Origin of the sequence: Curtobacterium sp. BRB10, from assembly GCF_031844325.1 — a bacterium.
Classification (GTDB): domain Bacteria; phylum Actinomycetota; class Actinomycetes; order Actinomycetales; family Microbacteriaceae; genus Curtobacterium; species Curtobacterium poinsettiae_A.
The window spans coordinates 450,979-471,556 of record NZ_JAUZVA010000001.1 but is presented as its reverse complement, the minus strand read 5'-3'; the positions used below and the strand labels follow the sequence as shown (position 1 = coordinate 471,556).

Genomic DNA, 20,578 nt, shown 5'->3' with positions numbered 1-20,578 from the left:
ACCGGACCCCGCCGTGGGCTGCAGGGGAACCGACGCCGCTCAGGGGTGCGGACGTCGACCCACGGCGGGATCGCGGTGTACGGCGGGACACGACGACAGGGGGAACGTCGCGCCCCGCGCCGGACGTCGATCAGGGGGTCGACATCCGGTCTGGTCCACCGCGCGGCTCGGTTCAGGGGAACCGCACGGTGGTGGACCTCAAGGGTGTTCGGTGTCCTCTCGGTACCGGTCCGTCTCGGTCGGTGCGGGCATCGACCGGAGGGCGGCTGCTGGCCGGACCATCGGGAGCAGGGCACTCCCGGCGGTCGCGAGCGCTCCGACCACGGCGATGACCCCCAGCGGGGCCGTGCCGAGGTCGTGCTGCGCTGCCAGGGCGAGCGCGACGAGGGTGGCCGGCGCCGGCAGGAGCTGCACCGCTCGGAAGCGGTCGTCCCGTCGCGTCCGGGTCATCATCGCGTTCGCCATGACGACACTCTGACGCAGATCGGTTGTCCGCAGAAGGGGGGACACGTACCCAGAGATGGAGTAGAACGTCTAGTACACCTCAGCCGAGAGCGCGGACGGTCGCCACGGCGTCGGCCACGGCCTCGACGACGACCGGGACGTCGTCAGCCGCGAGGGCCACGTCGAACGTCAGGCGGAGCGCGGTGCGGGCCACGTCCTCCGGGATCCCGAGCGCCGTGAGCACGTGGGAGGCCTCGGTGCTGCCCGCAGCACAGGCACTGCCCGACGACGACACCACGTCACGCTGCTCGAGCTCGAGCAGGACGGTCTCGCCGTTGACGCCCGGGAAGCAGAACGACGCGTGCCCGGGCAGCCGGTGCTCCCGCGAACCGGTGACGAACGCGCCGGGGACCGCGGCGAGCACGCCGTCGAGCACCGCGTCGCGCACGGTGATCGCCGCGCCCTCCCCCGACCGCACGGTCTCCGCCGCCATCCCGAGGGCGGTCGCCACCGCCACGGCACCGGCCACGTCCTCGGTGCCGGACCGCCGCCCCCGTTCCTGTCCCCCGCCGTGCAGCAGCGGCTCGAGCGGGACGCCGGCGCGCACGGCCAGCACACCGGTGCCCTTCGGTGCGCCCAGCTTGTGCCCCGACAGCGACAGCGCGTCGACCCCGAGGGGCCCCAGACCGATCGGCAGCCAGGGTGCGGACTGCACGGCGTCGGTGTGGAACCGCGCCCCGACCTCGTGCGCCACCGCCGCGAGCGCGGGGACGTCCTGCACGGTGCCGATCTCGTTGTCGGCGTGGGCGATCGAGACGAGCGTGGTGTCCGGTCGGAGTGCCGCGCGCAGCACCGCCGGGTCGACGCGGCCGTCCCGCCCGACGGGCAGCACGGTGACGTCGAAGTCGTGGAAGCGGGCGAGGTACGCGCAGCTCTCCAGCACCGCCTCGTGCTCGGTCGCGCTGGTGACGACGTGCCGACCGCGGGGCGTGGCGAGGGCGATCCCCTTGATCGCGGTGTTCGCCCCCTCGGTGCCGCCGGTGGTGAAGACGACCTCGGCAGGCCGGCACCCGAGCACCCCGGCGACGGCGGTCCGTGCGGCGGCGAGTCCCCGGGCGGCCTGGTCCCCGACCCCGTGCGTCGACGAGGGGTTGCCGAACACCCCCGTCAGGTAGGGCCACATCGCCTCGAGCACCTCTCGGCGGACCGGGGTGGTGGCGGCGCGGTCCAGGTAGAACACGGCTAGTCCCGCACGGGCACCGCGACGTGCTCCGTCGGCGCCGCGTGCTCCGTCGGCACGGCGACGTCGATGTCGAGCCCGAGGTCGAGCGCCCGCGCCGAGTGGGTCAGCGCCCCGACCGAGATGACGTCGACACCGGTGGCCGCGATGGCCGCGACGGTGTCGAGCGACACCCCGCCCGAGGCCTCGACGAGCGCGCGTCCGGCGACGATGCCGACCCCGGTCACGAGTTCGTCCGGCGTGAAGTTGTCGAGCATGACCGTGTCGACCCCGGCCGCGACGACGGGTTCGATCTGGTCGATCCGGTCCACCTCGACCTCCACGTGCACGGTGTGCCCGAGTCGCTGGCGGGCCTCGGTGATCGCGTCGCCGATGCCGACACCACCGGCCAGGAGCACCGCCAGGTGGTTGTCCTTGGCGAGCACGGCGTCGGAGAGCGAGGTGCGGTGGTTGTGTCCGCCCCCGCACCGGACGGCGTACCGCTCGAGTGCTCGGAGGCCGGGCGTCGTCTTCCGGGTGTCGACGATCCGCGCCGAGGTGCCCGCGGCGGCCGCGACGTGCGCCGCGGTGGTCGTCGCGATGCCCGACATCCGCTGCACCAGGTTGAGGGCGACCCGTTCGGCCCGCAGCACGGCCCGCGCCGACCCGGTCACGGTCGCGAGGACGTCGCCCGCCGCGAAGTGCGTGCCGTCGGCGACGTGCACCACGGCCTGGATCGACGGGTCGACGGCGTGCATCACGGCGACGAACACCGCCCCGCCGCTCAGCACGCCCGGCTCGCGCGCGCCGAGGGTCGCGGTCGCGGTCGCCTCCACGGGGATCAGGGTCTCGCTGGTGACGTCGCCCCAGGGCGCGTCCTCCTCGAGCGCGGTCTCGATCACGCGACGGAGCGCGTGCGGCGGGATGATGCCGGGGTCGGTGGTCATGCGGGTACCTCCTGCGGGACGACTGCGGAGCCGTCGGCACGTTCGTCCGTGTGCTCGTCGGGGTGTGCGTCGGTGTGGTCGGCGACCCAGGCGTACGAGGCCGGGGCGGTGGGGTCGGTGTCGGGGTGGTCGGTGCGGGCGTGCGCCCCACGGGACTCGGTGCGGGCCTCGGCGGCGAGCGCGACGAGTCGGGCCAGGTCGAGCAGCGCACGGTCCTCGTGCTCGCGCACGCCGCCGCCGGTCGGCGCGGTCAGCGCGTCGAGCTCGCGGCGCGCGCTCGCCAGCCCGACGGCGTCACGGAGCAGCCCGACGCGGTCCGTCATGACGGACTGGACCGCCTGCCGGACGGCACCCACGTCGTCGAGGTGGGTCGCGCCTCCAGGCAGGGTCGGACCGGGCCCACGCCTGCCGGTTCCGGCGCGCTGAGGAGCCTGCGGAGCGGCGTGACGGCCGAGCAGGTGTGGAGAAGAACGGATCACGTCGGCCGCTCGGGGCACGCTGGTGACGTGGAGACCGGCGTCCCCGCGCAGGCGGAGCAGGCCGGGTCGCGGTGCGGCGACCGCGTCCGCTGCGCGGACCGCGAAGACGAGTCCCTCGAGCAGGGAGTTCGAGGCGAGCCGGTTGGCGCCGTGGACCCCGGTGCAGGCGGCTTCGCCGACGGCGAGCAGGCCGGGCAGGCTGGCGCGGCCCTCGGCGTCGGTGGCGATGCCGCCCATCGAGTAGTGCGCGGCCGGTGCGACGGGGACGCCTTCGCGGGTCCAGTCGAACCCGGCGGCGCGGGTGGCCCGGGTGAGTCCGGGGAACCGCGTGACCAGGAACGCGGCGTCGAGGCCGGTGGCGTCGAGGAGCACGGGTGCGCCGCCCTGGTCGCGCACCGCGGCGGCGATCCCCCGGGCGACGACGTCACGCGGAGCGAGCTCGGCGTCCGGGTGCACGTCGGTCATGAAGCGGTGTCCGGCCGCGTCGCGGAGGACGGCGCCCTCACCGCGCACGGCCTCGGACACCAGGCCGCCGCCGGGGACGGCCAGCCGGGTCGGGTGGAACTGGACGAACTCCAGGTCGGCGAGGACGGCACCGGCGCGCCAGGCGGCGGCGACCCCGTCACCGGTCGCCACCAGGGGGTTCGTCGTCTCGCGGTACAGGTGTCCGGCTCCCCCGGACGCGATGACGACGGCGTCGGCGTCGAGCCGGCGGGGTTCCCCGAGCAGGTCGAGGACGTCGACGCCGACCACCACCCCGTCGCGGACGACGAGGTCGGTCAGGCTCGTGCGCTCCAGGATCGTGACGTGCCGTCGGTGCAGTGCCGCGATGAGGGTGCGTTCGATGGCGGCCCCGGTCGCGTCGCCGTCGGCGTGCACGACGCGCCACCGGCCGTGCGCGGCTTCGCGACCGCGGGCGAGGTCGTCGCCGTACCGGTCGAGTGTCGCCCGGTCCGACGACCGGTCGAAGGGCACCCCGAGGGCGAGCAGGTCGCGGACGCGGGCCGGGCCGTCGGTGCACAGGACCTCGACGGCCCGGGCGTCGGCGCTGCCCGCCGCGGCGACGTGGGTGTCGGCCTGGTGCAGCGCCGCGGAGTCGTCGGCGCCGAGCGCCACCGCGATGCCGCCCTGGGCGTACGCGGTGGCGCTGTCGGCGAGCGCCCCCTTCGTCACCAGGGTGACGTCGTGCAGGGCACTGGCGCGGATCGCTGCGGTCAGGCCTGCGATGCCGGAGCCGACGATGACGACGTGCACGGTGGTCTCCCTCGTTCGGTCGGGTCCGCGTCTCAGCCGCGGGGCTTGGCGGCGAGCATGCGCTCGAGCGCCACCTTGGCGTCGGCCTGCACGTCGGCGGGGACGACGATCTCGTTGAGGACCTCGCCGCGGACGAGTGCCTCGAGCACCCAGGCGAGGTAGCCCGGGTGGATCCGGTACATCGTCGAGCAGGGGCAGACGACCGGGTCGAGGCAGAAGATCGTGTGCTGCGGGTACTCGGCGGCGAGCCGGTTCACCATGTTGATCTCGGTGCCGATCGCGAAGGTCGTCGGCTCGGTGGCCGCGGCGACGGTCTTCCGGATCAGGTCGGTGCTGCCGGCGTGGTCGGCGGCGTCGACGACGGCCATCGGGCACTCGGGGTGCACGATGACCTGCACGCCCGGGTGCTCGCGGCGGGCCTGGTCGATCTGGTCGACGGTGAAGCGGCGGTGCACCGAGCAGAAGCCGTGCCAGAGGATGACCTTCGCCTCGAGCAGGTCGGCGGCGGTGTTGCCCCCGCCCGGCAGGCGCGGGTTCCACATGGGCATCAGGTCGGTGCTGATGCCCATCGCCTTCGCGGTGTTGCGGCCGAGGTGCTGGTCGGGGAAGAACAGGACCCGCTGCCCGCGCTCGAAGGCCCACTCGAGCACCGTCGCGGCGTTCGACGAGGTGCAGACGATGCCGCCGTTGCGACCGCAGAAGGCCTTGAGGTCGGCGGCGGAGTTCATGTAGGTGACCGGGATCACGGGGACGCGGCCGTCGGCGTCGGGCTCGGTGCCGTACACGGCCGTCAGCTCCGCCCACGCGGCCTCGACGCTGTCGATGTCGGCCATGTCCGCCATCGAGCAGCCGGCGGCCAGGTTCGGCAGGATCACGCGCTGGTCGTCACGCGCCAGGATGTCGGCGGTCTCCGCCATGAAGTGCACGCCGCAGAACACGATCGCCTCGGCGTCGGGCTTCGTCAGGGCGGCGTTCGCGAGCTGGAACGAGTCGCCGAGGAAGTCCGCGTGCCGGACGACCTCGTCGCGCTGGTAGAAGTGCCCGAGGACGACGACCCGGTCGCCGAGGGTGGCCTTCGCCCGCTCGATGCGCTCGTGGAGCTCGTCGGTCGGGGCCGTCTTGTACTCGTCGGGCAGGACACCCTGGCGCGGGGCACTCGTCGGGATGACGTCGGACATCGACGAACCCGGGCCGTACCCGGGGCGGGAGTCGAAGTCCCAGGTCGGCATCGCGAGGTCGGGCGTGCAGGTGCTGCCGCCGGCCTTGCCGTTGGAGATGAGTTCGATCGTCGTGGCGATGGACACGGGGCTTCCTATCGGTTCCGCTGCTGGTGCTGATCTGCCCCGGTCTGCAGCGGGCCGTTGTCCGCGTAGGCCAGGTCGGGGTTCGAGCGGTACAGCCGGGCCGGACGGTGCCGGCCCCCGCTCGTGGTCTCGTCGGTCGGCAGGACCGCGTCGGTCTTCTCGACCTGCCGACGGAAGTTCGCGGGGTCGAGTGCTCGGCCGAGCACCGCCTCGTACACGCCCCGGAGTTCCGTGAGGGTGAAGCGGTCACCGAGGAACGCCTGCGCGATCCGCGAGTACGACATCTTGTTGCGCAGTCGCCACAGGGCGTACTCCACGATGCGGTCGTGGTCGAAGGCGAGCGGCGGGTGCTCGTCGGCCAGGAACCACCGGACGTTCCAGTCGTCGGGCACGACGTTCGCCTCGTCCGCGTGCACGAGCGCCCAGTACACGATCGACACGACCCGGTTCGGGGAGCGTCCGACCTCACCGAACGCGTAGAGCTGCTCGAGGTACCGCGGCTGGACGTTCGTCGTCTCGCGCAGTCGGGCGGCCGCGGAGTCCTCGAGGCCCTCGGCGACGCCGACCCAGCCGCCGGGGAGCGCCCAGGATCCCTCGAACGGTTCGGCGACACGGCGGACGAGCGGCATCCACAGCGCCGGGGCCCCGGTGTCGGGGTGCGGGCGCAGGGCGACGATCACAGTGGAGACCGCGACGCGGATGCCTGTTTCGTCCATGGTGGAGATAGTGTCAATCTGACTCGAAGTGTTCGGGTTGAGATGACACTATCACTGCCGTCGCGGTGTGCTCGTCACGAGCCGGAAACAGATCGTCACTTGGCCGAAAACTCCCCCGGGGCAGCCGCGGTTAGCGTGGAGGACATGACGACGGTGACGAGGGTGCATGCCGTGGTGTCGGGGACGGTCCAGGGGGTCGGCTTCCGGTACTGGACCGCTCGGAAGGCGGACGGGCTCGACCTCGTCGGCTACGCGAGGAACCTCTGGGACGGCACGGTGGAGGTCGAGGCGGAGGGACCCTCGGTCGCCGTCGACTCGTTGGTCGAGTGCCTGCGCACCGGGCCGCCGTCGGCGACCGTGACCGACGTCAGCCTGCGTTCGGTCGTGCCGCACGGTGACGCCGACGGGTTCGCGATCCTGCACTGAGCGGACGTGCGTGGGATCGGTGCCGGCGCGTGTCGCGCTCGGCACCGATCGTCCACCTGCGGATGTCACGAGCGAAGCGGAATAATCGCATCCACTCAGGGAGTTGGCCTGTCTGCGCGTCCTGCGCCACACCCGTTCCACCCGTCGTGACCCACCAGGAGCACCCGCATGACCCAGGCCGTCGATTCCGCCCCCCGCACGGGAAGCGTCTCGCAGCCGTCCGCTGCCGAGACCCGACTCGTGATCGGGCTGCTGCTCGTCTCCGCGTTCGTCGTCATCCTCAACGAGACCATCATGGGCGTGGCCCTGCCCCGGCTCATGGACGACCTGGACATCAGCGCCGCGACCGGCCAGTGGCTGACCACCGGCTTCCTGCTCACCATGGCGGTCGTCATCCCGATCACCGGGTTCCTGCTGCAGCGCTTCAACACCCGACCGGTGTTCGTCTGGGCGATGGGCCTGTTCTCGGTCGGCACGCTGATCGCCCTGCTCGCGCCGGGCTTCACCGTCCTGCTCGTCGGCCGCATCGTGCAGGCCAGCGGCACCGCGATCATGATGCCGCTGCTCATGACGACGGTCCTGACCCTCGTCGACCCCGCGCACCGCGGTCGCATCATGGGCAACATCTCGATCGTCATCTCGGTCGCGCCGGCCGTCGGCCCGACGATCTCCGGTCTGATCCTCAACGCGTTCTCGTGGCGGTGGCTGTTCGGCTTCGTGCTGCCCATCGCGATCGCGGCGCTCGTCCTCGGCATGGTCAAGGTGCAGAACGTCTCGACGCCGCGCAAGGCGCCGATCGACGTCGTCTCGGTCGTCCTCTCCGCCTTCGCGTTCGGCGGCATCGTCTACGGCCTGTCCAGCATCGGTGAGGCCGGCGCGACCGGTCCGCTCGTCCCGGTGACCGCCCTGGTCGTCGGCGCCGTCGCCCTCGCGGTGTTCATCGTCCGGCAGACGCGCCTGCAGCGCACCGACAGCGCCCTGCTCGACCTCCGCACCTTCCGCACCCGTGGCTTCACGGTGCCGATCGTCGCGATGGGCCTGAGCTTCATGGCGATGTTCGGCACGCTCATCCTGCTGCCGATCTACCTGGAGCGCGTGCTCGGCCTCGAGGTCCTGCAGGTCGGCCTGCTGCTGCTCCCCGGCGGTCTGCTGATGGGCTTGCTCTCCCCCATCGTCGGTCGCATCTACGACCGCCGTGGCCCGCGCGTGCTGCTCATCCCCGGATCGATCATCGTCAGCGCCGTGCTCTGGGCGCTCTCCACCGTCGGCGTCGACACCAGCGTGTGGTTCGTCCTCGGTGCGCACGTGGTGCTGAGCATCGGCCTGGCCCTGACCTTCACGCCGCTGTTCACCGCGGCGCTCGGCGGGCTGCCCCCGAAGCTGTACTCGCACGGCAGCGCGGTGCTCGGTACGGCGCAGCAGCTCGCCGGTGCGGCCGGCACCGCCCTGTTCGTCACGCTGCTGACGATCGGTGCGGCCACCGCCGTCGAGGGCTCCGGTGCCCGTGGGGTCCAGGTGACCACCGCGTCGGGCGTCGGCACAGCCTTCACGGTCGGCGCGATCATCTCGCTGTTCGGCATCCTGGCGTCGGTGTTCGTCCGCCGGCCTGAGGTCCCCGAAGGCGCGCCGACGCCCCCGCCCGTGCACTGACCGACGGGCCTCGCGCACTGACCGACGAGCCGGGCCGGGCACCGAACCCGTGACGGGAGCGGCGCCCGGCCCGCGCCCGTCTCCCGACCGCGTGGCAGGGTGGGCGCCATGCGGTCGACGACGAGCGAGCTCAACTGGTCCGGCACGGTCACGTACACGGCCGAGCGGGTCGTCCGCCCGTCGTCGATCGACGAGGCCGCCCAGGTCGTGGCCGACGCCGATCGGGTGCACGGCCTCGGAACCCGACACTCGTTCAACGACGTCGCCGACACCGCGGGCACCCTGCTCGACCTGACCGGCATCCCCACCGACCTGGTCGTCGACGCCGAGCACCGCACCGTCACGCTCGGGGCCGGCACCCGCTACGGCGACGTCGCGGCCGACATCGACCGTGCCGGGTTCGCCCTGCACAACACGGGATCCTTGCCGCACATCTCGGTCGGCGGTGCGGTCGCGACGGGTACCCACGGCTCCGGGACGACACTGGGCTCGCTCGCCACCGCGGTGCGCGCGTTCGAGGTGCTCGGTCCGGACGGCACCGCCCGGACGGTCGACCGGACGGACCCCGCGTTCGACGGTGCCGTGCTGCACCTCGGACTGCTCGGCATCGTGACCCGGGTGACCCTCGACGTCCAACCGGCCTACCGGATGCGTCAGGACGTCTACGGCGCGATCCCCTGGGACACCTTCACGGCGAACGTCGCCGAGGTGCACGCCGCCGCGTACTCGGTGTGCGCCTACACGGTGTTCGGCGACGCGATCACCGAGGTCCTGGTGAAGTCGCGCGTGCCCGAGGGCGCCGAGGACGTCCCGGTGCCGGAAGCGCTCGCCGACGCACGCCGTCTGCCCGGCACCCCCGGCGATGACCACCGGACCGCGCGCGACGGCTCGGTCGGCCCGTGGTGGGACCGCCTGCCGCACTTCCCGATCGGTTCCGTCCCGAGCCACGGGTCGGAGGTGCAGAGCGAGCACTTCGTGCCGCTCCGGCACGCGGCGGCGGCCCTCGACGCGCTCCGGGGGCTGGCCGACCGCATCCAGCCGCACCTGCACGTGTGCGAACTCCGGACGATGGCCGCCGACGACCTCTGGCTCAGCCCGACCCAGGGCGAGGTCGTCCTCTGCATCGCGTTCACCTGGAAGAAGCACCCGACCGAGGTCGCCGCGCTCCTGCCCGACCTGGAGTCCCGGCTCGCTGCCTTCGACGGCCGACCGCACTGGGGCAAGATGAGCTCGCTCGACCACGCGGCGATCGCCGGGCTGTACCCGCGGCTGGCGGACTTCCGCGACCTCGTCGCCCGGGCCGACCCGGAGCGGACGTTCGCATCCGCGTTCGGCGAGCGGGTGCTCGGGACCTGACCCGGCCTCCAGGCCGCGCCCGCTAGTCGGTCGTGAACGCGAGCGGCGTGATCGTCCGCGTCTCGCCGTCCCAGTGCCGGACGCCGCCGACCTCGAGCGTCTCCGGCAGCGGCACGGCGCGCAGTGCAGCAACGGCGCGCGGCAGGTCCTCGTCACGCACCCGGCGGGCCAGCGTGACGTGCGGTGACCAGTGCCCGGGCACCGACGTCTCGACGCCGCCGGGCGCGACCGCGTGCACCTCGCCGTGGAAGGTCGTGAGCGCCGCGTCGACGACCACCGCGCGCACGAGGACCGACCGGCCGGCACCCGCGGGGAAGAGCAGCAGCCCGCCGAGCCGGATCGCGGTCGGCACCGACGTGCGGAACCCCGCCGGCACGGGCAGCGTGTCCCCTGCGGCCAGGGTGACGTGCGGGGCGTTCGACGGCGACGGGTGTCGACCGAGGCTCGGCAGGTCGGCGTCGATCAGGGCCTGCCAGGCGGACCGCACGGCGGCGTCCGACTCCGGACCGAGGACGAGTTCGATGCTGCGCACGATCCGAGTCAACCAAGTCGTGTCGGGACGCGTCCCGCGACGCAGGTCGAGTGCTGCGTAACACGACGGAACGGAACTCGCACCGGGGCGGACCGCACGTCACACTCGTCTCCACGCCGCGGACCACCGCGGCTCCCCCACACGCACGGCCCACGAGGAGCACCAGCATGTCCGCAGCCCCCGCACTGCCCGAGAAGCCGAAGGGCAAGCGCCCGATCGGCTGGATCGTCGCCGCCGCGATCGTCGTCGTGGCGATCGTCGTCGCCGTGATCGTCGGAGCCGTCCGCTCCGGGAGCAACGACGCCGGTGCCGCAGGTGACGCCGCCCCGAAGACCGTCACGATCGGTGTCGCGGACAAGTCGCTCGGCTACTGGAGCACGTACACGAAGCTCGCGAAGGACAAGCTCGACGTCACGGTCAAGCTGACGAACTTCTCGGACTACTCGCTGCCGAACCCCGCCCTCAAGGACGGCCAGCTGGACATCAACCAGTTCCAGCACATCCAGTACCTGGCGGACTACAACGTCACCTCGGACGACGACCTGCAGCCGATCGGCTCGACCGCCGTGTACCCGCTGCCGCTCTACGCGACGAAGTACGACAAGCCGTCCGAGCTGCCCGCGAACGCGAAGGTCGCGATCCCGAACGACTCGATCAACCAGGCCCGTGCGCTCCTGATCCTGCAGGCTGCCGACCTGATCACCCTGAAGGACGGCGGCTCGGCGTTCTCCACCGCGGACGACATCGAGACGAAGAAGGTCGACGTCCAGCCCCTCGACGCCTCGCAGACCGCGAACGCGCTGCAGCAGGGCTCCGTCGCCGCCGCCGTCGTGAACAACAACTTCGCCACCGCCGCCGGCCTGCCGATCTCGGACGCGATCTACCAGGACGACCCCTCGAGCGCGAGCGCCGCCCCGTACGTGAACGTGTTCGCCGTCCGCGACGAGGACAAGGACAACAAGACCTACCTCGACCTGGCGGAGCTGTTCCAGGACGACGCCGTGCAGCAGGCCTTCGCGAAGGACCTGCCCGAGGCCGTCGCCCGCGACGAGAGCGCCGCGGAGCTGCAGGACGAGCTCGCCCAGGTCGAGCAGGACGCGAAGGCGGCCAAGCAGTAGTGCCGGTCCTCGTCGAACTCCGCGGCGTCTCGAAGCACTACCGCCGCGCCGACACCGGCGAGACCGTGGTGGCCGTCGAGGACGTCTCCCTGGACGTGCACCAGGGAGAGGTCCTCGGCGTCATCGGGTACTCCGGTGCCGGCAAGTCCACCCTGGTCCGCCTGGTCAACGCGCTGGAACTGCCGAGCTCCGGCACGGTGACCGTCGCAGGCCGCGAGCTGACGGCGATCCCCGAGCGGGACCGCCGTCTGGCGCGTCGCAACATCGGGATGATCTTCCAGCAGTTCAACCTGTTCCGGTCCCGCACGATCGCCGGCAACGTCGCGTACCCGCTCAAGGTCGCCGGTGTGCCGAAGGCCGAGCGGAACCGTCGCGTCGCCGAGCTGCTCGACTTCGTCGGCCTGCTCGAGCGTGCCCACGCCTACCCGGAGCAGCTGTCCGGCGGGCAGAAGCAGCGCGTCGGCATCGCCCGCGCCCTCGCCGCGTCGCCCGACCTGCTGCTCGCCGACGAGGCGACCAGCGCCCTCGACCCGGAGACCACGTCCGAGGTGCTCGCGCTGCTCCGCCGGGTCAACCGGGAGCTCGGCGTCACCATCATCGTCATCACGCACGAGATGGACGCCGTCCGGCAGATCGCCGACCGGGTCGCCGTGATGGAGCAGGGGCGGGTCGTCGAGGTCGGGGACGTCTACGACGTGTTCTCGACGCCGAAGACCGGCGCCGCGCAGCGCTTCGTCCGCACCGCGCTGCACGACCGGCCCTCCCCCGAGACGCTCCGGCGCCTGCGGGACCGCCACCCCGGTCGACTCGTCACGGTGCAGATCACCGACGAGGCCGGGCTGCAGAACCGCATCGACGCCGCCTTCCGCGCCGCCGGGGTCACCGCCGAGCTCGTCTACGGCGGGGTCGGCGAGATCCGGGAACGTCGGATCGGTTCGCTCACCTACGAGCTGAGCGACGCCGGCGGCGGGTCCGGTGCGTCGGGCGGATCCGGTGCGTCGGGCGGATCCGGTGCGTCCGGCGGGTCCGGTGCGTCCGGTGCCATCGACGCCGCGATCGCCGCACTCCGCGCCGACGGCGTCACGACCGACGAGGAGGCCGCCGCGTGAACAACAACTCGTTCCAGAGCGTGATCGACACGTTCGACGTCTTCCTCGCCGCCATCCGCGACACCATCGTGATGTCGCTGATCTCGCTGGTCATCGCCGGGGTCATCGGTCTCGCGCTCGGCCTGCTGCTCTACGCGACGCGGCCGGGCAACGTGCTCGGCAACCGCACCGCGTACACGGTGCTCAACGTGTTCGTGAACCTGATCCGCCCGATCCCGTTCGTGATCTTCCTCGCCGCGATCGCGCCGCTGTCGCGGGTCGTCGTGCAGACCACGATCGGTGTCCCCGCGGTGACCTTCGCGATCTCGTTGGCCGCGGCCTTTGCGGTGTCCCGGATCGTCGAGCAGAACCTGCTGTCGGTCGACCCGGGCGTCGTCGAGGCAGCGCGGGCCTCGGGTGCGCATCCGGTCTCGATCCTGCTGACCGTGCTCATCCCCGAGGGCCTCGGCCCCCTGATCCTCGGGTACACGTTCATCTACATCGGCATCGTCGACATGACGGCACAGGGTGCGCTGATCGGTGGCGGCGGGCTCGGTGAGTACGCGATCACCTACGGCTCGCAGCGCTACGACTGGTGGGTGGTCTACGTCTCGGTGGCGGCGATCGTCGTCATCGTGCAGCTCGGCCAGTTCATCGGCAACCGCTTGGCGCGGGCGACGCTGCGTCGCTGATGCGGGCTCGCGGGCTCTGCGGGCGACCGCCTGGAGGCCCGGTGCCGGTCCGCGAGACCGGCACCGGGCCTCCGGTGCGTCGCCGCGCCCCGACGGACGCGCCCAGCGTCGTCCGCCGAGCGGTCACGACTCCCCGCTCATCTCCGCCGAGGTCACACGAACCGTCGCCCGACACCCCCGCAACCGACAGTTCGTGACCACTCGATGCCGCGCACGCGGCATGTCGTGCAACCTCGGCACGAGCTACCGACGCGCCCGACGGCCCGCTGCCGAGCGGTCACGACTCCCCGCTCACCTCCGCCGAGGTCGGACCAAGTGTCGGCCGGCGCCCCCGCAACCGACAGTTCGTGACCACTCGGCGGCACCCCCGCGGCACGTCGTGCGACCTCGGCACGCGCCGCCGACGCGCCCGACGGCCCCCTGCCGAGCGGTCACGACTCCCGCGCACCTCCGCCGAAGTCGCACGAGTCGTCGCCCTACGCCCCCGCAACCGACAGTTCGTGACCACTCGGCGGCACCCCCGCGGCACGTCGTGCGACCTCGGTGCCGATCAGCCAGCGGCCGATGACACGGGTCAGGCTGCGGGAGCCTCGACGGTGGTGACGGCGCCCGTCTCGCCGGGGTGCTCGTAGTGGGCACGGACCAGGATCGGACGGTGGTCGGAGATGCCGGCCGGCAGGGTCTCGACGCCTGCGATGTGCAGGCCGACGCTCGTCGCGAAGTCGAAGTGGCCCGTGAACTTGCGGTAGCGCAGGTACGTCGGCTGGTCGGACAGCGACAGGGCGAAGCCGTGCTGCTCGATCTTGCGGCGCAGGTTCGTCTGGAACCACGGGTAGTTGAAGTCACCGACCATGACGGCGGGGACGTCCTTCGCCAGCTCGCGCAGGAACTGGTGCGCCGCCTCGATCTGCTTGCGGCGCAGGGAGTTCGTCGCGGTGAGCGGCGAGGCGTGGAACGAGGCGACGACGACCTCGGCATCGGCCTCGGTGTCGCGCAGGTGCATCGCGATGAGCCGCTCGTGCGCGGGGGCGAGGACCCGGTCGTGCAGCGACTTCTGCAGCGAGTGGATGCTGAAGTCCTGCACCTCGAAGCGGTCGTCGCGCTTGTAGATCGCGAGCCCGAGTCGGTTGGTGCGGGTCGACGCGGCGAGCGAGAGGCCGCCGATCGACGGTGCGAGGTCGTTGCTGTCGCACTCCTGCACGCACAGGACGTCGGCTTCGGACGCCTCGGCCAGTGCGGCGAGCTCGCTGTTCGCGGTGTGCTCGCGGAGGTTGTAACTGACGACACGGAGCTGCGTGGGCTGCACGGTCTGCTCTGGTGCGATCGTGCTCTGCTGCTCTGGCGCGGCCATGCTGCCTTCCTGTCCGGGTGTTCCGGTCACCCTGCCGCGGTCACCGTACTCGGGTACCGCGGACGGTTGCTGAGACTGTAACGCCTGCCGGGTTTCGTCCGTGTGACCGTGACGGAAACGGACAGCGGCGGGATCAGGCGCGGACACGGCGGACCGGGCGGACGGTGTCGCCCGCTGTGCGACTCATCAGGATGCCCTCGACGCAGGCGACCACGAGCAGGGCGGCGATGACCCAGAACGCGGCCGTGTACGGTCCGTCGCCGCCCAGCCCGGAGGCCGCACGGATGACCACGGCGGCGACGGCGACACCGAAACCCGCGGCGGTCTGCTGCAGCGTCGACGACAGCGTGTTCGCGGGCGTCATGTCGGCCTGTTCGACGTCGGCGAAGGCGATCGTGTTGTACGCCGTGAAGCCCACGGATCGGGCCGCACCGCTGACGACGAGCAGCACGGCGAGCAGCCAGAACGGGGTGTCCTCGGTCATGAACGCCATCGCGACCACGGTCAGCGCGGCGACGGCCGACGACACGATGATCACCGGGCGGTACCCGAACCAGCGGAGGAACGGCGTCGTCATCGGCTTGATGCCGAGGTTGCCGACGAACACCCAGAGCACCGCGGAACCGGCGAGCACGGCGCTCCAGCCCCAGGCGTCCTGGAACAGCAGCGGCAGCACGAACGGCACCGCGGACACCGCCAGGCGGAACAGGCTGCCGCCGGCGTGTGACACCCGGAAGGTCTCGAGTCGGAACGCGTCGAGCCCCATGATCGGGTGCGGAGCGCGGCGGAAGTGCCGGATCGCGAGCCAGCAGCACACCGCGCCGAGGACCCCGGAGACGACGACCGCGGTGACCGGCACGATCTCCAGCGCGAGCAGCGAGGCCATCACCACGAGCGAGCCGAGCCCGACGCAGGCGAGCAGCGACCCGAACCAGTCGAAGGGCACGCGCTGTGCGGCGCGCTCCTGCGGCACGAGCACCAGGGCGGCGACGAAGGCGACGACGCCGAGCGGGATGTTGATGAGGAAGATCCAGTGCCACGTCAGCGTCTCGACGAGGACCCCGCCGATGAACGGCGCGATGATCGGTGCGGCGAGGGCCGGCCAGGTCAGGATGGCGATGGCGGTGACGAGTTGTTCACGCCCGGCGCTCCGGAGCACGACGAGCCGGCCGACGGGCACCATGAGCGCTCCGCCGAGGCCCTGCAGGATGCGCCACAGCGTCAGCTCGACCAGCCCGGTGGACAGCGCGCACAGGGCGGACGCGATCGTGAACAGCGCGATGGCTCCGGCGAACACCGTCCGGGAGCCGATCCGGTCGGTGAGCCAGCCGGAGACCGGGATGAACACCGCGAGGGTCACGAGGTACGCGGTGATCGCGACGCCCACGGCGGCGGAGTCGACCCCGAGGTCACGCCCCATCGCCGGGGCGGCGGTCGCCAGGATCGTGCCGTCCAAGAGCTCCATGAAGAAGGTCCCGGCCACCAGCACGGCGACCGCCGTGCTGCCGGTCCGTCGTCTGGGTGTCGTCGCCGTCGTCGTCATCGCCCATCGAGACTATGCCCGCGGACGTCCGCTCCGTCACGGACGGGTCGCCCACCGGACGGGACACCGAGCGCGGCACCGACCACCCACCGGACGCCGCACCGGCCGCCCACCGGGCGCGACGCGGCCAGCACGACGCGGGACGGGCCTCCAGGCGCGGTTCCGTGCGATCCTCATGCTCGGGCCGACTACCCTGGCCGGGTGCCGACCCGACCACCCGAACGCCGAGGAACTCGCGCGTGAGCCGCACCGACAGCGCCGGTGTGGTCGCCGCGGGCACGGCCAGCGGTCGACGACGTGTGCTGGACACCGTGGCCTCCCTGCCGGCGTGGGCGGCGGTCCTGCTCGTCTGGACGGGCGGCCGGGTCCTGTCGACCCTGTGGCTCGCGCTCGCGTACCCGCTCACCGGTCGTGCACTGCCGGGCAACGCGATCTGGGGCAACGAGCACGGGTTCGGTGCGTTCCTGGTCGCGTGGGACGGGCAGTACTACGAGCAGATCTCGCTGCACGGCTACCCCGATGCGCTGCCGCTCGACGCCGCCGGCAACGTCGCGCAGAACGCCTGGGCCTTCCTGCCGGCGTTCCCCTTCACGATCCGGGCGCTGACCGCCTCCACCGGGGTGCCGTTCGAACTCGGCGCCCCGCTCGTCGCGATCGTCGCCGGGCTGCTCGCCACCTACCTGCTGCACCGCCTGGTGCTGGACCGCGCCGGGCACGCCGCCGCGATGTGGGCGGTCTTCTTCTTCAGCTGCGGTCCGCTGTCGTTCCTGCTGCAGGTCGGGTACGCGGAGAGCATGTTCCTCGCGCTGTCGTTCGGGGCGCTGCTCGCCCTGGAGCGTCGGCGCTACGGGCTCCTGACGGCGCTCGGTGTCGCCGCTGCCTTCACCCGCCCCGGTGCCCTGGCGATCCCGCTCGTGCTCGGCGTCGTCGCACTCGTGCGGTGGGTGCGTGCGCGGCGGGAGACCGGCCGGGTGCTCGAGGCCTTCCCGCTCCGCGAGCAGCTCCGGGTCGTCGCTGCGGGCCTGACCATGGTCCTCGCCGGGCTCGCCTGGCCGGTGATCGCCTCGCACGCCACCGGGACGCCGAACGCCTACCTGGAGACCGAGATGTCCTGGTGGGTGAACTTCATCGGCCGGGTGGACTTCGTGCCGCTGACGCCGTGGTTCCTGATCGCGGGTCGCTGGCTCGGCGTGGGCGGGATCCTGATCGTGGTGTTCCTGCTCGTCACGTACCCGATCTGGCTGCTCCGCCGGTCGACGCTGCGGCTCGGGCCCACGACGGTGCTGTACTCGGCCGCGTACGCGCTGTACATCTTCGCGGTGTCGCTGCCGATGGCCTCGACCCCGCGGCTGCTCATGCCGCTCGCGCCGCTGTTCGGGTCGCCCGAGCTGGTCGCGAAGCCCTGGATGCGGTGGACCTTCGTGACGGCCGCGTTGGCCGGGCAGCCGGTGCTGGTCGCGGTGCTGTGGCTGCTCGGCCCGCCGTGAGCGACTGACACGCAGCCCTCGCAGGCGGCGGCACCGCGCGCCGCGCGCCGCGCACCGCGCCCCGACACGACGCCGCCGTCCGGACAGGACGACGGCGCCGTGTCGCGCGTCAGGCGTCTCGCCTCAGAGCTCGATCGTGCCGTGGTCGCCGGTGTCCGGCTGGCTCTGCTTGCCGAGCGCCGCCTTGAACATCTGCACCAGACTGCCGACCGGCCCGGTGTCCTGGGTCCAGTACTCGACCGAGACCCCCTCGACCGTCAGCAGCCGGATCGACGGGTCCTGACGGCCCTCGGGGAACCAGGCCTCGGCGAACGGGGACCACAGCTCGTCGACGACCGAGTCGTCCCGGGTCACGGTCGCGGTCCCGGCGATGGACAGGTACCCGCCCTGCGACTCGATCGAGACGTTGACGTGCGGGTTCCGCGCGATGTCCTCGACCTTCTCGCTGCCGTCCTGCACCAGGAACCGCAGGGTCCCGTGGAACGCCTTGTCCTGCACCGCGAGGGGCCTGGCGTGCAGGTTCCCGTCCTCGCTCACCGTGGTGAGCAGTGCCGTGTGGGCGCCGTGGACGATGTCCGAGATGGCGGCGCGCTGGTCCGTCTGTGTGTCGGTCATGGTGCTCCTTTGCGTCATGCGCCCCGCTCCGCCGACGTGCGACCGTCGGTGCACGGGGCCGTACCGTTCCGACCAGTGTGCCCCTCCGGCGCCGGACGCGTCAGCCCGGCGCGTCGACGTGGCCGGGTCACGGTCTGCCTGGAGGCCCGGTGCACGCCCGCCACGCCGCCCCCGCCCGGCAGGCGCGCCGGCCTCCGAGCCGTGCATGCGTGTGCAGGGACCGACACCACACGCGTCGATCGACAGGTGGAACGTCGTTGCATGCACACGCACCGGATGCGTGTGCATCGAGCGACCGGACACGAGTCGATCGACGCGCGGATCGTCGGAACATGCGCCCGCACGGAATCGACTCCAGGGAGGCCGAGGTCAGGCGGGTTCGCGGATGGTGGTCTCGACGTCGACGACCTGCGGGATCTTCGGCATCGAGGCGAAGCCGAACGCCACGGGCGGGTCGAGCGGCGCCAGGTCCCCGAGCGGCTCCCCCGCCCACGTCCCCCGCACCCCGGTGACGTCGTGCGCCCCGGTCACGCCGTAGTACTCGCGGCGACCGTTCCCGGCCGACCCTGCCGTGCCGGACCCCGGCGCGAGCAGCCGTGCCACGGGGTCGATCGCGGCGAGCCAGCGCGGGTCGCGGGCGATCGGCTTCGGGACGATGCGCAGGATCCGGCCGAGCGGCGAGATGCCGCCGACGTCGATCGAGGCCTGCAGTGCCCCGGCGGACAGCTCGAGGCCGCTGGCGGTGCGGCGGGCGCGGACGTCGACGACCGAGACGGTGTCGAAGCGGTAGGTGCCGGAGACGTACGCGGCGACGATCTCGTCGGGCGCGAGCAGCACGCTGGTGCCGTCGGGGAGTTCGAGGAACACGTCCGTGAACGGCCCGAACGGCGAGCGGTCCCACATCCCGACGACGATCCGGACGCCCGAGGTGGTGCCGACGCCCATGATCCGGCCGCGGAACCGGCGTTCGACGACGGAGTCGGAGGCGTGACCAGCAGCGGGACCGGAGGCGTGGTCGGGGCGTGACGACATGCCCTGGACCGTACCCGCGGCCCCCGTGAGCCGATCTCGGCGGCCGCCCCGGGCCTCCCGGCCGCTGCCCGCGCGCCGCACGGACCGGAACCTGGACGCAGAACACCGGTGTCCACGCTCCGAACACCCGCGAAGGGTGGTGCGGAGCGGGAACACCGGTGTTTTGCGGACCCGACCGGACCGGACCCGACCGGACCCGCGTCCGTCAGGCGACGGGGACGGGCTGCGCCAGCAGCTCGCGCACGCGGGGTGCGACCTCGGTGCCGTAGAGCTCGATCGAGCGCATCATGTCGGCGTGCGGCAGGCGACCCGTGGCGTACCGCATGTCGAAGCGCGAGGCGCCGAGGATCCGCATGTTGCGTGCGACCTTGCGGGCGACGGTCTCCGGCGACCCGACGTAGAGCGACCCACCGGCCGACAGGCTCGCGCGGTACCCGGCGACGTCGAGGGGTGGCCAGCCGCGCTCCCGGCCGAGCTGGTCGGTGACGGCCTTGTGGTAGGGCCAGTAGCGCTCGGCGGCCTCTTCGTCGGTGGCCGCCACGAAGCCGGGCGAGTGCATCGCGATGGGCTGCTGCGGCAGGTCGAGCTGCGCGAGGGCCTGGCGGTACAGGCGGGAGAACGGGGCGAACTGGGCCGGCTGTCCGCCGATGATGGCGAGGAACAGCGGGAGGCCGTACGACGCGGCACGGATGACCGACTGCGGCGAGCCGCCGACGCCGATCCACGTCGGGATGGCGCCGTGCTCGAGCTTCGGGAAGACGTCCTGGTCGACCAGACCCGCGCGCTTCGTGCCGGACCAGGTGACGGCGTCGCCGCCGCGCAGGGCCGCCCAGAGCTGGAGCTTCTCCTCGAACAGGACCTCGTAGTCGCTCAGCTCGTAGCCGAACAGGGGGAACGACTCGGTGAAGGAGCCACGACCCAGGATGACCTCGGCGCGACCGTTCGACAGGGCGTCGACGGTTGCGAAGCGCTCGTAGACACGGACGGGGTCGTCGGAGGACAGCACGGTGACCGCCGAGCCCATCCGGATGCGCTCGGTGCGGGCGGCGATCGCGGCGAGGACGACCTCGGGGGCGCTCACGACGAAGTCGGCGCGGTGGTGTTCCCCGACGCCGATGAAGTCGACGCCGACCTGGTCGGCGAGGACGGCCTGGTCGACGACGTCGCGGATGCTCTGCGCGTCGGACTGCAGGCTGCCGTCGGCGCGCTCGGTGACGTCACCGAAGGTGTCGAGGCCGAGCTGCAGCGGCCCGATCCGCTCGGGTGCGGGCGGCGGGACGTCCGAGGGACGATCGGTGCCGAATGCGTTGCTCATGGTGTCCTCC

19 protein-coding genes are annotated in these 20,578 nt (G+C 72.3%); 7 read left to right on the top strand and 12 right to left on the bottom strand.

Features of this window, described 5'->3' with window-relative positions:
* Positions 1 to 198: 198 nt before the first annotated feature.
* The 6 genes from Q9R26_RS02320 to Q9R26_RS02295 form a co-directional block, all read right to left on the bottom strand.
* The gene (locus tag Q9R26_RS02320; RefSeq protein ID WP_209133867.1) at positions 199 to 465 is read right to left on the bottom strand and encodes a hypothetical protein; all 267 of its coding nucleotides are present in this window, start codon (positions 463 to 465) and stop codon (positions 199 to 201) included.
* A gap of 79 nt (positions 466 to 544) precedes the next feature.
* Positions 545 to 1,684: a cysteine desulfurase family protein gene (locus Q9R26_RS02315; protein WP_311226451.1), complete on the bottom strand. Its 1,140-nt coding sequence runs from the start codon at positions 1,682 to 1,684 to the stop codon at positions 545 to 547.
* 2 nt (positions 1,685 to 1,686) lie between these two features.
* Positions 1,687 to 2,610, bottom strand: coding sequence for a carboxylating nicotinate-nucleotide diphosphorylase (gene nadC / locus Q9R26_RS02310; RefSeq protein ID WP_311226450.1), 924 nt, complete (start codon positions 2,608 to 2,610; stop codon positions 1,687 to 1,689).
* The gene (locus Q9R26_RS02305; protein WP_311226449.1) at positions 2,607 to 4,343 is read right to left on the bottom strand and encodes an FAD-binding protein; all 1,737 of its coding nucleotides are present in this window, start codon (positions 4,341 to 4,343) and stop codon (positions 2,607 to 2,609) included. Before Q9R26_RS02305 ends, nadC begins: the two co-directional genes overlap by 4 nt.
* Positions 4,344 to 4,375: 32 nt before the next feature.
* Positions 4,376 to 5,647, bottom strand: coding sequence for a quinolinate synthase NadA (nadA, locus tag Q9R26_RS02300; RefSeq protein WP_209133875.1), 1,272 nt, complete (start codon positions 5,645 to 5,647; stop codon positions 4,376 to 4,378).
* Between the two features lie 8 nt (positions 5,648 to 5,655).
* The gene (locus tag Q9R26_RS02295; RefSeq protein WP_311226448.1) at positions 5,656 to 6,363 is read right to left on the bottom strand and encodes an NrtR DNA-binding winged helix domain-containing protein; all 708 of its coding nucleotides are present in this window, start codon (positions 6,361 to 6,363) and stop codon (positions 5,656 to 5,658) included.
* 144 nt (positions 6,364 to 6,507) lie between these two features.
* On the opposite strand from Q9R26_RS02295, the gene Q9R26_RS02290 reads away from it, so the two are divergent.
* From Q9R26_RS02290 to Q9R26_RS02280, 3 genes are all read left to right on the top strand, one after another.
* Positions 6,508 to 6,789: an acylphosphatase gene (locus tag Q9R26_RS02290; RefSeq protein WP_071247546.1), complete on the top strand. Its 282-nt coding sequence runs from the start codon at positions 6,508 to 6,510 to the stop codon at positions 6,787 to 6,789.
* 168 nt (positions 6,790 to 6,957) lie between these two features.
* A complete protein-coding gene (locus tag Q9R26_RS02285) occupies positions 6,958 to 8,439 on the top strand; it encodes an MDR family MFS transporter (protein WP_311226447.1) in 1,482 nt (493 codons plus the stop codon).
* 108 nt (positions 8,440 to 8,547) lie between these two features.
* Positions 8,548 to 9,795: a D-arabinono-1,4-lactone oxidase gene (locus Q9R26_RS02280; RefSeq protein ID WP_311226446.1), complete on the top strand. Its 1,248-nt coding sequence runs from the start codon at positions 8,548 to 8,550 to the stop codon at positions 9,793 to 9,795.
* Positions 9,796 to 9,817: 22 nt separating this feature from the next.
* Here Q9R26_RS02280 and Q9R26_RS02275 read toward each other — a convergent pair whose 3' ends face one another.
* A complete protein-coding gene (locus Q9R26_RS02275; protein WP_182066114.1) occupies positions 9,818 to 10,327 on the bottom strand; it encodes a 2'-5' RNA ligase family protein in 510 nt (169 codons plus the stop codon).
* A 167-nt stretch (positions 10,328 to 10,494) separates the two neighbouring features.
* Here Q9R26_RS02275 and Q9R26_RS02270 point away from each other — a divergent pair, with 167 nt between their 5' ends.
* Genes Q9R26_RS02270 through Q9R26_RS02260 form a run of 3 tightly spaced genes read left to right on the top strand, consistent with a single transcriptional unit; the run spans position 10,495 to position 13,225 of the window.
* Positions 10,495 to 11,445, top strand: a complete 951-nt coding sequence (locus Q9R26_RS02270; protein WP_209133885.1) for a MetQ/NlpA family ABC transporter substrate-binding protein — start codon at positions 10,495 to 10,497, stop codon at positions 11,443 to 11,445.
* Positions 11,445 to 12,554 (top strand): methionine ABC transporter ATP-binding protein, encoded by a 1,110-nt coding sequence (locus Q9R26_RS02265; RefSeq protein WP_209133887.1) that lies wholly within the window; start codon positions 11,445 to 11,447, stop codon positions 12,552 to 12,554. The genes Q9R26_RS02270 and Q9R26_RS02265 overlap by 1 nt, the downstream gene beginning before the upstream one ends.
* On the top strand, positions 12,551 to 13,225 hold the full coding sequence (locus Q9R26_RS02260) for a methionine ABC transporter permease (RefSeq protein ID WP_017888525.1): 675 nt from the start codon (positions 12,551 to 12,553) through the stop codon (positions 13,223 to 13,225). The genes Q9R26_RS02265 and Q9R26_RS02260 overlap by 4 nt, the downstream gene beginning before the upstream one ends.
* Positions 13,226 to 13,799: 574 nt before the next feature.
* Here the strand turns inward: Q9R26_RS02260 and Q9R26_RS02255 are convergent.
* Both Q9R26_RS02255 and Q9R26_RS02250 read right to left on the bottom strand, forming a co-directional pair.
* Positions 13,800 to 14,576 carry an endonuclease/exonuclease/phosphatase family protein gene (locus tag Q9R26_RS02255; RefSeq protein WP_209133889.1) on the bottom strand — a complete coding sequence of 259 codons (777 nt, stop codon included), beginning with the start codon at positions 14,574 to 14,576 and terminating at the stop codon, positions 13,800 to 13,802.
* Between the two features lie 133 nt (positions 14,577 to 14,709).
* The gene (locus Q9R26_RS02250; protein ID WP_182066110.1) at positions 14,710 to 16,119 is read right to left on the bottom strand and encodes an MFS transporter; all 1,410 of its coding nucleotides are present in this window, start codon (positions 16,117 to 16,119) and stop codon (positions 14,710 to 14,712) included.
* A gap of 239 nt (positions 16,120 to 16,358) precedes the next feature.
* On the opposite strand from Q9R26_RS02250, the gene Q9R26_RS02245 reads away from it, so the two are divergent.
* Complete coding sequence (locus Q9R26_RS02245; protein ID WP_311226445.1) at positions 16,359 to 17,606, top strand: hypothetical protein; 1,248 nt, start codon at positions 16,359 to 16,361, stop codon at positions 17,604 to 17,606.
* Positions 17,607 to 17,729: 123 nt separating this feature from the next.
* On the opposite strand, the gene Q9R26_RS02240 is transcribed toward Q9R26_RS02245, so the two are convergent.
* The 3 genes from Q9R26_RS02240 to Q9R26_RS02230 form a co-directional block, all read right to left on the bottom strand.
* A complete protein-coding gene (locus Q9R26_RS02240; RefSeq protein ID WP_182066108.1) occupies positions 17,730 to 18,221 on the bottom strand; it encodes a pyridoxamine 5'-phosphate oxidase family protein in 492 nt (163 codons plus the stop codon).
* Between the two features lie 369 nt (positions 18,222 to 18,590).
* Entirely contained in the window at positions 18,591 to 19,253 is a 663-nt protein-coding gene (locus Q9R26_RS02235; protein ID WP_071405092.1) for a hypothetical protein, read from the bottom strand.
* 205 nt (positions 19,254 to 19,458) lie between these two features.
* Entirely contained in the window at positions 19,459 to 20,568 is a 1,110-nt protein-coding gene (locus Q9R26_RS02230) for an LLM class flavin-dependent oxidoreductase (protein ID WP_259362861.1), read from the bottom strand.
* Positions 20,569 to 20,578 lie beyond the last annotated feature (10 nt).